This is a genomic window from Vibrio iocasae (genome assembly GCF_042245395.1).
GTDB lineage: Bacteria > Pseudomonadota > Gammaproteobacteria > Enterobacterales > Vibrionaceae > Vibrio > Vibrio iocasae.
On record NZ_CP145311.1, the window covers coordinates 1,065,007 to 1,077,245 of the forward strand.

Consider the following 12,239-nt stretch of genomic DNA (forward strand, 5'->3'; position numbering starts at 1 on the left):
AGAGACACATGACAGAAATTTATCCCTGGCTTTTGCCAGTGTGGAACAAATGGCAAACACTTTTAGCTTCAGATAGAGCGCCATCTGCCATGCTCTGCTCTTCAGCGCAGGGTATGGGAATCTCTGATTTGGTGCGAGTTTATACCAGAGCATTGGTATGTACAGAATCAGAGACAGAGCCCTGTGGTTTTTGCCACTCGTGCGCGTTGAGTGAATCAGACCATCACCCGGATATTCATTGGATTAGACCCGAGTCGAAAGGGAAAAATATCACGGTTGACCAGATCCGGTTGTGCAACCGCTGGGCTATGGAATCTTCACAACTTGGAGGTAAGCGAGTCATCGTTATACAGCCTGCTGAATCGATGAATGAGTCTGCTTCTAATGCACTGCTAAAGACACTGGAAGCCCCCCCGGAAAACTGTGTGTTCTTATTGCTTTCAAACAATCGGAATAAGCTACTGGCTACGATTATTAGCCGCTGTCAGATTTGGGATATTGCCGAGCCAGATATTGATGTAACTTACGACTGGCTAAAATCTAACTGTGATCAGCCAGTATCTTACAATGGAATACGGTTAAGCAGAGGCGCCCCTCTTGAAGCTCTGTCATTTTTTAAAGAGGGCGACAGTGACAAATATTTCGAGTTGGAAAAGTGTTTCACCGAAGAGATAGTCAAGCCTATTCCCGATACTCAAAAGCTTTTTAGATGTGTTAAAGATGCCCCCGGAAAGAGCTTATTCTGGTTGGCTCTAATGTTATCTGATATCCAGAAAGTTCACTTTGGAGTGGTGGAGACTGGGTTGTGCACCGCGAGCTCAACACTTGCTAACCATATTGATTATCAGAGTGCATATGATTTTAGTATTAAGCTAAACCGCCTCAGGGAGCAGCTGGCTACCTATACTGGTCTGAATACTGAGCTATTATTTACAAACTGGGTACTAGAACTGAACGAGGAAATATGTTCGTAGATTCTCACTGTCATCTCGACAAACTTGATTATGATGAACTACATCAAGACATTTCAGATGTAATAAAAAAAGCGAACGATGCAAAGGTGACAGAGATATTGTCTGTTGGTGTCACTTTGGACGCATTTCCAGCAATGATAGAGATGATCTCTCCATTTGAGAACGTTTATGCATCATGCGGTGTTCATCCGCTTGATGTTGAGAGCCCTTTTGCATTGGACGAACTCCATCATTTTGCTAAAAATCCAAAGGTAGTCGCTATTGGAGAGACTGGTCTGGACTTTCATTACAAGCCTGAAACGGCAGATCTGCAAAGGTTACGTTTTGAACAGCAGGTTTCTTTGGCTGTTGATGTTAACAAGCCGCTCATTATTCACACCCGTGAGGCGAGGGAAGATACTCTCGCTATTCTGCGAAATGGTCACGCTGAAAAGTGTGGTGGTGTGATTCATTGCTTTACTGAAGACATGGCGTTTGCAGAAAGTGCAATGGATCTCGGCTTTTACATTTCTATTTCGGGTATTGTTACTTTTCGACAGGCAACAGAGTTGAAAGAAGTGGTTAAGGCATTACCTCTGGATCGCTTATTGATCGAGACGGACTCTCCTTACCTTGCTCCCGTTCCCCACCGAGGAAAACAGAACCAGCCTGCTTATGTGGTTGAAGTGGCCAGTTATATTGCTCAGCTCAAAGGTGTATCTTTGACCGAGGTTGCAGAAACAACCAGCAAAAACTTCAGAGATCTATTTATAAAGTAGGAAGTTTTAAGTAGAAGAAAGAGAGCTACGGCTCTCTTTTTTTGTGTCTCAAAATGTAGATAACTAAAAATGTTGACAATTTTTTGAGATGTTGTGGGCAAGGTTTGCATTTGTTTTTTGAAAGATTAGTACAAAAAGTAACCAGAGGCTGTTCCGTTAATTCGAAATGGCTTCTATGAGGATTTAATGTAACTAACTAATAAAAAGAGAGATATTCTTAATTCTCTACAACTTTTAGTTAGAAAACCAAAATGAGGTCCGTTTGATTTTGGAAATAAATTTCAATTATTGCTGCTTTTGTCTGTCTTTGGCTAAGGTTTATGGCGTTTTCCGGTTCTGAGTGAAAGTGGTTAGATTTGATTGGAGTACTAGTATTAAGGCTACTAGGGGGCGGTTATCACCCCGAAGCGAAATTATTTCAGAACTGCTAATCACTTTATCAGGAGATTGAAATATGTTTAAAAACCTATTTGCTGAACTACAGAAGGTCGGTAAGGCATTAATGCTTCCAGTCTCGGTTCTGCCGGTTGCTGGTATTTTACTCGGAGTAGGTGCTGCTAACTTCAGCTGGTTACCAGATATAGTTTCCAACATTATGGCTCAGGCTGGTGGTTCCGTTTTTGGTCAAATGCCGGTGCTTTTTGCTGTAGGTGTTGCCCTTGGATTTACCAACAATGATGGTGTCGCTGGTCTGGCTGCTATCGTAGGTTACGGTATTATGGCTGCGACCTTAGGTGTAATGGCAGGTATCATGGGGGTAGACAAGATAGATACTGGTGTTTTGGGTGGTATTCTTGTTGGTAGTATTGCTGCATGGGCCTTTAATCGTTTCTTCCGAATTCAGCTACCTGACTATCTCGGATTCTTTGCAGGTAAAAGAGCAGTCCCAATTATTACCGGTTTTCTGGCGATTGCATTAGGTTTGGTACTGTCTATTGTATGGCCTCCAATCGGCTCTGGTATAGAGTCATTCTCGCATTGGGCTGCCAACCAAAATCCACAAGTTGCATTTGGTATCTATGGCATCGTAGAACGAGCATTGATTCCATTTGGTCTTCATCATATCTGGAACGTACCATTCTTCTTTGAGGCAGGTAGTTGTGTCAATGCGGCAGGTGAAGCTCGAACCGGTATACTAAACTGCTATCTTGAAGCGGATGCGGTATCTCGTGAAGCGGGTAACGGTTTTGGTCAGTTGGCGGGAGCATATATGTTCAAGATGTGGGGATTGCCTGCTGCTGCTATTGCGATTGCACATTCAGCTAAACCAGAAAACCGAGCGAAAATTATGGGTGTTATGGTTTCGGCTGCTTTGACTTCATTCCTGACTGGTATTACCGAACCTATCGAATTTTCATTCTTGTTTGTTGCACCAGTGCTTTATGCGATTCATGCGCTTCTTGCCGGTTCTGCATTCGTGCTTACTAACACGCTTGGTATGGTCCACGGTACATCGTTTTCACATGGTTTAATCGACTTTATCGTTCTCTCTGGTAACTCTCAGAAGATAATGATGTTTATAGTCTGTGGGCTTGTTTATGCCGCCATTTACTACACCATCTTCCGTACCGTTATCAAAGCGATGGATTTGAAAACACCTGGGCGTGAAGATGAATCAGATGACGCAGGCCCCGTTGCCAGTGAAAATGAAATGGCAGGAGAACTTGTCGCCGCATTTGGTGGTAAAGCAAACATCACTGGCCTTGATGCGTGTATTACCCGATTGCGTGTCGCAGTGGCAGATACGGATGCTGTGGATCAGGAGCGTCTAAAAAAACTTGGTGCTGCGGGTGTCGTTGTTGTTGCGGGCGGTGTACAGGCTATTTTTGGTACTAAGTCTGATAACCTCAAGACCGATATGGATGAGTGGATCAAGACGCACGGTTAATATTATCCAGTCATAATTAATTATGACGACTTCATAAACTAAGCCCCATATCGTATGGGGCTTATGTCATTTTTCTGTTTGTTTTTTCCTCGTATGTTGAATTTCTTTGTCGAAACTTAATACTAGAAACAATTATTCTAGAGGTACTATGAGGGCGCGATGTATAAGCGTATTTTATCTATTGGTTTGTTTGCGGTAAGCGTTTCTGGAGCAGCTTATAGCCAAGAGAATGCAGAGTCTTTGCAGAATGTGAAGTTTGGTTTTGGTGTTGATCCGGGCTTTAGTGTTTTGCTTCAGTTCGACGACAAGATCAACCTGGCGATTGGTAACGATGGCTTGACAGCGGATTATCTTTTAAAAAGCGGCTCGTTTGATGACCCTGATGTACCTTTTACCTGGTATGTTGGTGCTGGTGGCCGACTTGGTTGGGGGGACGACAAAAGGGAATATGGAGCTCGATTACCACTAGGGTTGGATTGGGATTTTGCGAGCAATTGGAATGGTTATGCGCAGATACATCCTGAGCTCGAATATAATGATAAGAAGAATGACCTGGAGCTGGGCTTAGGTGCTGCTGTCGGTATTAGGTATTCTTTTTAACGGGACTATTGAATAAAAGCAGGATAAATCGCTGCTATTTTAAACAAGTATCTTCAAGCTGAGTTATGCTTATTATATGTTGCTAATATAACAATAAGATGGCTGTATGTTTTATCGATACATTCTCAGCTTGCTTCTATACCTGTTTTCAACACTTCTTTACGCCGGTGAGAAGCTAACATTTTCTTATCCTGAGACGGCTGGTCCGGCTGAATCTGCGAAACTTATCATCCGCGAGGCATACAGCCGGATAGGAATAGAAATAGACACCATTGGATACCCGGGGCTTCGTGGACTTTATTACTCGAACAAAGGTGAGACTGATGGCGAGTTATTTCGTGCACCAGGCTTAAGTAAAAACTACCCTAATCTGGTCATGGTCAACGTACCGCTCAGACGTGGTTATCTCTATTTTTATGTAAAAAAAGGCAGAGAGTTTTCAGTCGATAATGGTTGGTTGAGCATCCCGGAAGGTTATTTGCTTGGTTATCGGAGAGGCGTGAAAGTAGCTGAGAGGGCTGTTAAGAAGTACAACTTGTATTCCCATGATGTCAAAGATTACGAACACTTACTCTTACAGTTGGAAGCAGGACATGTGGATGTTATATACATGGGAATTAACGTCGCAGAAAGAATAATGAACCAGCATGAGATAACAGACCTTGTGCGCTTGGAGCCTCCGGTATATATCTCTGAGGTTTATCACTATTTACATAAGAGGCATGTGGATCTGATTCCTAGAATAGAAAGTGAGTTGCACCAAATGAAAGAAAAGGGTGAATTGGATATCCTGAACAAAAAGGGAAACAAAATTATCCGTGCTGCTAAATAGTAAGCAAAAGAGTTTTTGGCAGAGGAAAAAGCAAAAACGCTGGCATATTCGCCAGCGTTTTTCTTAAAGGTATAACGATTACTGCTTGTCCATTGCACGCTTAATGCAAACCGCAGCACCGCCCCAGGTTACACCCAGGCCAATAATCATCATGATGATTGCACCGAAAGTCATAATTATGCCTCCACTTTCTGTTGTGGCTTGCTCATTACATTAACCACGATACCAATACCAAGTAGGATACCCATTAGAGCCCACCCTAGTCTCATGTCATAACCACCGTAACCTTCCTGAAGTAGGTGAAGGAGCTTCTGACCAACGATGATTGCAAGCATGATTGGTGTGATAAAGCGTAGACAAACTTCAAACCAGCCACCGATAGAGAAATCAGAGTACTTGTTCACGTATTCACGTACATCAGCTAGCTTAACAAACCAAGCCATAAGCACGATCTCAATCAAACAACTGCCCAGAATACCTACGTTGTTCACGAAGTGGTCTACTAGGTCTAGTAGCAGCAGGCCGCCATCTGTAGCAAATGCCATAGAAATAGCAAAGCCAATACCACACACGATAGTTGCCGCTTTCTTACGAGACCAGTTTAGTTTGTCGATGATCGCTGAAGTTACTGCCTCGATGATAGAGATCTGAGAACTTAGACCAGCAACAACCAGTGCAAGGAAGAATAGAGGACCAAGAATGTATGGAGCCGGAAGCAGGTTAATTGCCGCAGGTAGCGTTACAAACGCAAGACCAACACCAGCACTTACTACTTCTGTTAGCGGTTTACCTTGCTCTGCAGCCATGTAACCAAGCACAGAGAAGATCATGATACCAGCCATGATAGAGAAACCACAGTTGATCAATACCGTCATAAATGCGTTGTTATTGATATCCGATTTCTCAGGCAGGTAGCTTGAGTAAGCCAGCATGATTGCGAAACCGATACTTAGGGTAAAGAAGATTTGGCCGTAAGCTGCTGCCCATACGTTAAAGTCGAAGATCTTGCTGAAATCTGGCTGGAAAAGGTAGTTAACACCATCAATTGCACCAGGTAGCATGATCATGCGGATAATCAGCGCGAGTACCATGATAAATAGTACAGGCATCATTATCTTAGCGGCACGCTCGATACCTGCTTTAACACCGCCAGCGATAGCTGCGTAAGTGATACCCCATGCGATTAGCATTGCACCAGCGATCTTCCACTGCATACCACCAAGGTTGGTTGGTGAGTTGTCACCTAAACCCAGATACTCACTAAAGAAGAATGCGTTGGTGTCTGTACCCCATTCCTGAGTAAATGACATACCGAAGTATGAAATTGCCCAGCCAATTACAGCTACATAGTACACAGCGATAGTTGCTGCGACACCGATTTGGAACCAACCAAGCCACTCATATTTCGCATTAATACGACCCAAAGTGATTGGTGCTGAACCACGGTTACGTTGACCCATAGAAAATTCCAGGATCATAAATGGAATACCTGCGGTGAGCATGGCAAAAAGGTAAGGAATCAAAAATGCGCCACCACCGTTCTCGTACGCCATATATGGAAAACGCCAGATGTTTCCAAGGCCGATTGCAGATCCAACTGCGGCAAGAATAAATCCTGCGCGGGATCCCCATTGTTCTCGCTTCATAACTACTCCTTTACGGCAATTCTCTGAGACATGAAGCATTTACTCTACTCATGGAACGCTATTCTGTAAGTTTCCAACATAATCAAGCGTCAAAGACACTGTTACTTGGGTTCTTCTTGGAAATAACCTGTACAAAGTAGTTTTTAATTCCGAATGGAGGAGTAAAACTCAGAGTATTATTCTAATATTTGCAATGTGTGTTTGCGGAAACTGAAAGATTCAGCTGCGCGTGCCATGAAGGTTACAATTTAACTTAGACCAAAGCAATAGAAAGTATTTGTTAAAAAAATATTATTTGTACGTAAGTAATGTGTTGAATTGGTCAATAAAAAGTGATTTAAATTGCATTTAAGGTTTAAATTAGTTGATTAATCTTATTGATTTTTTATTGGCAGAGATTATATCTATTTGCTTTTTCAGCGTGTATGACTGAAAAATGTTCAAAAAACATAATTTTATTACAGGATTGGTGTCGCCATATGGTGAAAACTTAGAATTTTATAACCAGACCCATATTGGATTGCACCTGACCTAACCAGTCACTTTCAAATTTTATTAGGCATTTATTACTGTTTGTCGTATCAGGCGAAGTGCACACGGAATAGGTTTTGCTATCTGTAAGGATACCTAACCAGCGAAGCTGAGCTTGTAGCGCAAGGGTTTCACTGAATTTATATTCCAGGCCACCAAATACGGATGTCGAAAATTCGTATTCAGATTTCGTCCAGCTTGCATCCAAATAAGTGGTCCCAAGGCTCACTCCCAAATAAGGGAACAGTTTATCTGTAGTGGTGGTGTAATAGACAGCACTCTGAAAGTGGAAGTGTCGCGTCATTATTTTTAAAGGCTGGTTTTCTACATTTGTATCTTGTTGAGAATAGAATAACCCTAACCGCCCTTGGTCAACATTAGTTGTTAAACTCAAGTTATAATTTGCAGAAGACTCAATGTTAAAATGCTCACTGTTTTCGTTTTCGATTTTTCCGCCTGCGGTGTAACCGGCGCTCGGAGATAAGAACATTGCTGATTGAGCAATAGTGCTGGTAGTAATTAGTAGTATGATTAATAACAATTTATTCATTAATAAATCCGGCCTTTATCAATATCCCATACTATAATTGTGACTATAACTACATATTCAGAAAGGTTTGTTGCTGAGTTCTTGAGGGTGTCTCACACATCTGTTATTAAAATGTTAACCAAGGAGGAGCTCTTTATGGATCAAGACTTAAACTACGCTTTAGTCATTGTTGTTGCAGCCTTTGCAGTGATCATCGGATTAGGTGTCATTGCGATAGGTGCTTAAATTGAGGTAGGGATGTCCAATCGGGGCGTAGTCAGTGGCACCGAAACCCTAATCGATACCTCCAGATACACAAAATATCTGGAGGGTAGGACAGCGCTTGTTGCCCAAGGTGGTGGTCAGAGATCGATCTTTACCGCTGGGGTGCTCGATTCTTTTATCCTCTCCAACTTTGACCCTTTCGATATATTCTACGGCACCTCTGCCGGAGCATTAAATATTTGTGCATTCCTATGTCGCCAAAATGGTTTGGGCAAATCCTTTATTCTGGACTTAACAACGGACGATAACTTCTTCCACCTATTTAGCTATATAAGAAGAAAGCAGGGGCTTAATCTTGAATGGGCGCTTGAACGAATCTGCGATTACCCCTATAAACTTGATTTAGATATGGGAAGGCGTTCGCTGGGTGATCGAATCGCGTTAGCGTCACTTACGGATGCTAAACATCTAAATGATCACTATTTACCAATCTTAGATGATAATTGGTATGACGTTATGAGGGCGACATGTGCAATACCAGGAATCTATTCTGATGAAATCACCATTAACGGGTTCAACTACGTCGATGGAGGAGTATCCGCTGCGATTCCTGTTCAGGAAGCGTGGAGAAATGCCGCCAGAAATATTGTGGTGATTCGCACCGAATCTCTTGATGAGGAGAGTGAAGAAGAAGAGCCGGTCAGGCATAACGTATGGTATCGAGAACCTGTCATCACGATGCAGGAACGTTGGCAGAGTGTTTTTGAAGAATGGAAGAGTGAATGGAGTGGATTCTGGCAAGATCAGCTGAGTCGTTCAAAAGAGGCTAAACCCCATAAAAAACACCTCAATATGCTGAATGGTGGGCGTTGGTTATTTGGTGCGGAGGACATTTATCGTTTGAGTCATCTTTTTGGTGACAAATTTGACTCCGGAATTGCAGACTTGATGATGGTTCATTATCAGACATACTCTTTAACTCAAGAGTTCTTGCGCTATCCGCCAGATGACTGCTTTATCGTACAGATCACTCCTCATGAACCTTTGAGATCCTCGCCGCTACTCAGTAAAAAAGAAGATTTGCTTCATGATTATGAGTCAGGCCTGATGGCAGGGTATAACTATATTGAAAGTTATGTCGATGCTAAAAATCAGATTTGGAGAAACAAATAATCAGCCCCTTGTTTCTATAAAGGGGCTGATTCTATAAAGCTATTCTACAGTTAGAATCCTCATACAGTTTGTTGAACCTACAATATCCATAACATCACCTTGTGTGATGATTACACTATCTCCGGAGTCCAGTAACCCCTGTTCTTTTAACGTGTTCAGCGCGGAGTGGGCTGAAGGCAGTCCAGCATCAGCACTACTATCAAAGTAAACTGGTGTAACACCTCGGTATAGCGCAGATCGATTCAAGGTACTTTCATTTCGGGAAAGCGCAAAAATGGGCAGACCAGAACTCAATCGCGACATCATCAGAGGCGTTCGACCGGACTCTGTTAGGCTTACAACGCCCTTTATGCCATCCATATGGTTCGCTGAATACATGGTGGCCATTGCGATGGTTTCTTCCGGGGAGACAAAACGTCGTGTCATCCGGTGACTTGAGAAGTTAATTGAAGCCATTTTCTCTGCACCCAAACACACTTCTGCCATCGACTTAACCGTTTCTAGTGGATATTGGCCAGCCGCAGTTTCCCCTGAAAGCATCACGGCATCAGTGCCATCAAGCACGGCATTGGCGACATCCATTACTTCTGCGCGAGTTGGCATCGGTGCTGTCATCATAGACTCCATCATTTGAGTCGCGGTAATTACAGTCCGGTTCAGACTGCGTGCACTTCGAATCAGCTGCTTCTGAACGGCTATAAGTTCCGGGTCCCCAATCTCTACCCCAAGGTCGCCTCGTGCGACCATAATGACGTCTGAAGCCATAATGATATCGTCAATGCTTTCTTGATTATCGACTGTCTCTGCACGTTCTACCTTCGCAACAAGTTTTGCCTGAAGTCCCGCGTCTCTTGCCAGACGACGGGCATATTTCATGTCTTCTCCGTTTCTTGGAAACGAAACGGCAAGGTAATCGACTTTGATATCAGCGGCAGTAAGAATATCTTGCTTGTCTTTTTCTGTTAAGGCAGCCGCAGAAAGTCCTCCTCCTTTCTTGTTTATCCCTTTATTGTTGGACAAGGGCCCACCGATCGTCACATTGGTATGAACCTTATTACCTTCAACAGATACCACTTTGAGTTGTACGCGACCATCATCAAGAAGCAATGTATCTCCGATAGAAACATCATGTGGTAACTCTTTATAATCCAAGCCGACACCTTGCTGATCACCTTCCCCCGCAGCTAAATCGCTGTCCAGAGTAAATCGGTCACCTACTGCAAGTTGAACCTTGTCTTCTTTAAACGTTGATACACGTATTTTAGGCCCCTGTAGATCTCCGAGGATAGCAATGTGACGGTTATACTTTGCGGCTATTTCTCTAACTTGTTTTGCTCGTCTTATATGGTCTTCCGCACTTCCGTGCGAAAAGTTCATTCTTACGACATTTGCACCTGCTTTAATGATTGCTTCAAGGTTATCTCCCTTGTCAGTAGAAGGGCCAAGAGTTGTTACGATCTTTGTTCGTCTGAGTCTTTTGCTCATGAGATACTCCACTTCCTTTAGGCTGTTTTCGACCTCAAAAAGCAGTTCCCGGCTTGTTTATAAGCTCTGAAGTTTGCACTTGAGGTTCTTTAGGTATGTACCTATGAGTATATGACTAGATGGTTTATTTTGTGTTCTTATTGATGCTTTTATATGTAAGAAGTTTAAAAACTTATTAATGAAGCTCATAAAAAGAAACAAATATGCATAAACAAGACGGATATTCTGATATTTTACTCTGAATTGTGTTTAGTCCGTGATGCTTGTCACGGCAATATAGCAAGTGACTTCACAATTAGTTCGCAAAGTAAAAAAATTAGTCGGTTCATACTGTTTTGGAGTAAAAGATGTATTTGGCTCAACCCGGCCATATTGACCATATCAAACAGGTTAATGCTGGTCGCGTATATAAATTGATCGATCTGTATGGTCCTATATCCAGGATAGATCTATCAAAAATAAGTGAGCTTGCTCCTGCCAGCATAACTAAGATTACCCGCGAGCTCATTGAAGCAAATCTGGTTCATGAAACCGTCGTTCAAGAGGCGACCAGTCGTGGCCGTCCGGCAGTAGGATTGCAAACTGACAATGAAAGGTGGCAGTTCCTTTCTCTTCGTTTAGGTCGTGGTTATCTTTCGATTGCGTTACACAATCTTGGTGGTGATGTACTGGTTGATACAAAGATTGATGTACACGAAGATGATCAGGATGACTTGTTAGCCCGACTTTTACATGAGATAGACGAGTTTTTCCAAACCTATGCGGATCAGTTAGAGAAAGTGACCAGTATCGCGGTGACTATACCAGGCTTGGTGGATCCCTCTTCTGGTATGGTGCTCCAGATGCCGCACTACAATGTAAAAAATATGCCTCTCGGCGCAGCTATTTTTGAGGCTACCGGTCTTCCTGTCTTCATGGCAAATGATACTCACGCGTGGGCGCTTGCTGAAAAGCTTTTTGGTAACTCGCAGAAAAACGATAATTCGGTTCTTTTTTCTATTCACCATGGTTTAGTTGCCGGTATTATTCTTGACGGTCATTTACTGCAGGGAAGAAACGGGAATATAGGTGAGCTTGGCCATATCCAAATTGTTCCCGGTGGTGAGCTTTGCGACTGCGGTAACAGAGGTTGTCTGGATACTGTGGCTAGTTCTAAAGCAGTTAGGGAAGAGGTAGAGCGTCGTTTAGCCTCAGGAGAGTCTTCTTCACTCTCTTCTCAGAGCGTTACCATTGAAAATGTGTGTAGTGCCGCAGCTGAAGGCGACCCTTTAGCGGTTGAGGTTATTGAGAAACTAGGACACTACTTAGGTTCCGCAATTTCGATTGTAATTAACCTGTTTAACCCTGAAATTGTATTGATCGGTGGTGTTATCAATCAGGCGAAATCGGTGTTGTATCCTGCAATTAAAGCCAGTATCAAACAACAATGTTTACCTATCTACTATGAAGACTTAGAAATCGTTGAGAGTCGTTTCTACAAGCAAGCTACGATGCCGGGTGCTGCGTTAGTTAAACAGGCGATGTACGATGGTCAGCTTCTGATGAAAGTGGTTGAAGGATAGCTTCTCAATATATATTGTCTTTTCTGATATCCGCCT

12 protein-coding genes are annotated in these 12,239 nt (G+C 42.9%); 8 read left to right on the plus strand and 4 right to left on the minus strand.

The genetic code is table 11. The features are described 5' to 3' along the window. Positions 1-8 precede the first annotated feature (8 nt). From holB to SNR28_RS14625, 5 genes are all read left to right on the plus strand, one after another. Complete coding sequence (gene holB, locus SNR28_RS14605; protein ID WP_375753377.1) at positions 9-974, plus strand: DNA polymerase III subunit delta'; 966 nt, start codon at positions 9-11, stop codon at positions 972-974. Next, entirely contained in the window at positions 965-1,732 is a 768-nt protein-coding gene (locus SNR28_RS14610) for a TatD family hydrolase (protein WP_375753379.1), read from the plus strand. Before holB ends, SNR28_RS14610 begins: the two co-directional genes overlap by 10 nt. 454 nt (positions 1,733-2,186) lie before the next feature. Beyond that, the gene (ptsG, locus tag SNR28_RS14615; RefSeq protein WP_375753380.1) at positions 2,187-3,620 is read left to right on the plus strand and encodes a PTS glucose transporter subunit IIBC; all 1,434 of its coding nucleotides are present in this window, start codon (positions 2,187-2,189) and stop codon (positions 3,618-3,620) included. A 159-nt stretch (positions 3,621-3,779) separates the two neighbouring features. Continuing rightward, the gene (locus SNR28_RS14620; protein WP_375753381.1) at positions 3,780-4,220 is read left to right on the plus strand and encodes a hypothetical protein; all 441 of its coding nucleotides are present in this window, start codon (positions 3,780-3,782) and stop codon (positions 4,218-4,220) included. Positions 4,221-4,326: 106 nt separating this feature from the next. Further along, entirely contained in the window at positions 4,327-5,052 is a 726-nt protein-coding gene (locus SNR28_RS14625) for a hypothetical protein (protein ID WP_375753383.1), read from the plus strand. Positions 5,053-5,130: 78 nt separating this feature from the next. Here SNR28_RS14625 and SNR28_RS14630 read toward each other — a convergent pair whose 3' ends face one another. The 3 genes from SNR28_RS14630 to SNR28_RS14640 form a co-directional block, all read right to left on the minus strand. Next, positions 5,131-5,226, minus strand: a complete 96-nt coding sequence (locus SNR28_RS14630) for a MetS family NSS transporter small subunit (protein WP_375753385.1) — start codon at positions 5,224-5,226, stop codon at positions 5,131-5,133. A 2-nt stretch (positions 5,227-5,228) separates the two neighbouring features. Next, the gene (locus tag SNR28_RS14635; RefSeq protein ID WP_375753386.1) at positions 5,229-6,698 is read right to left on the minus strand and encodes a sodium-dependent transporter; all 1,470 of its coding nucleotides are present in this window, start codon (positions 6,696-6,698) and stop codon (positions 5,229-5,231) included. Between the two features lie 490 nt (positions 6,699-7,188). Beyond that, positions 7,189-7,779: an outer membrane beta-barrel protein gene (locus SNR28_RS14640; RefSeq protein WP_375753387.1), complete on the minus strand. Its 591-nt coding sequence runs from the start codon at positions 7,777-7,779 to the stop codon at positions 7,189-7,191. 135 nt (positions 7,780-7,914) lie between these two features. On the opposite strand from SNR28_RS14640, the gene SNR28_RS14645 reads away from it, so the two are divergent. Further along, positions 7,915-8,004 (plus strand): YnhF family membrane protein, encoded by a 90-nt coding sequence (locus SNR28_RS14645; RefSeq protein WP_375753389.1) that lies wholly within the window; start codon positions 7,915-7,917, stop codon positions 8,002-8,004. A gap of 12 nt (positions 8,005-8,016) precedes the next feature. After that, a complete protein-coding gene (locus SNR28_RS14650) occupies positions 8,017-9,156 on the plus strand; it encodes a patatin family protein (protein WP_375753390.1) in 1,140 nt (379 codons plus the stop codon). 39 nt (positions 9,157-9,195) lie between these two features. Here SNR28_RS14650 and pyk read toward each other — a convergent pair whose 3' ends face one another. Continuing rightward, entirely contained in the window at positions 9,196-10,641 is a 1,446-nt protein-coding gene (gene pyk / locus SNR28_RS14655; RefSeq protein WP_375753391.1) for a pyruvate kinase, read from the minus strand. A gap of 347 nt (positions 10,642-10,988) precedes the next feature. On the opposite strand from pyk, the gene SNR28_RS14660 reads away from it, so the two are divergent. After that, a complete protein-coding gene (locus tag SNR28_RS14660; protein ID WP_375753393.1) occupies positions 10,989-12,203 on the plus strand; it encodes an ROK family protein in 1,215 nt (404 codons plus the stop codon). Positions 12,204-12,239 lie beyond the last annotated feature (36 nt).

Coding starts and splice junctions, on each gene's coding strand:
- SNR28_RS14635 (WP_375753386.1), bottom strand. CDS start 6,698: ATGAAGCGAGAACAATGGGGATCCCGCGCAGGATTTATTCTTGCCGCA.
- SNR28_RS14610 (WP_375753379.1), top strand. CDS start 965: ATGTTCGTAGATTCTCACTGTCATCTCGACAAACTTGATTATGATGAA.
- SNR28_RS14620 (WP_375753381.1), top strand. CDS start 3,780: ATGTATAAGCGTATTTTATCTATTGGTTTGTTTGCGGTAAGCGTTTCT.
- SNR28_RS14660 (WP_375753393.1), top strand. CDS start 10,989: ATGTATTTGGCTCAACCCGGCCATATTGACCATATCAAACAGGTTAAT.
- ptsG (WP_375753380.1), top strand. CDS start 2,187: ATGTTTAAAAACCTATTTGCTGAACTACAGAAGGTCGGTAAGGCATTA.
- SNR28_RS14650 (WP_375753390.1), top strand. CDS start 8,017: ATGTCCAATCGGGGCGTAGTCAGTGGCACCGAAACCCTAATCGATACC.
- SNR28_RS14625 (WP_375753383.1), top strand. CDS start 4,327: ATGTTTTATCGATACATTCTCAGCTTGCTTCTATACCTGTTTTCAACA.
- SNR28_RS14640 (WP_375753387.1), bottom strand. CDS start 7,779: ATGAATAAATTGTTATTAATCATACTACTAATTACTACCAGCACTATT.
- holB (WP_375753377.1), top strand. CDS start 9: ATGACAGAAATTTATCCCTGGCTTTTGCCAGTGTGGAACAAATGGCAA.
- SNR28_RS14630 (WP_375753385.1), bottom strand. CDS start 5,226: ATGACTTTCGGTGCAATCATCATGATGATTATTGGCCTGGGTGTAACC.
- pyk (WP_375753391.1), bottom strand. CDS start 10,641: ATGAGCAAAAGACTCAGACGAACAAAGATCGTAACAACTCTTGGCCCT.
- SNR28_RS14645 (WP_375753389.1), top strand. CDS start 7,915: ATGGATCAAGACTTAAACTACGCTTTAGTCATTGTTGTTGCAGCCTTT.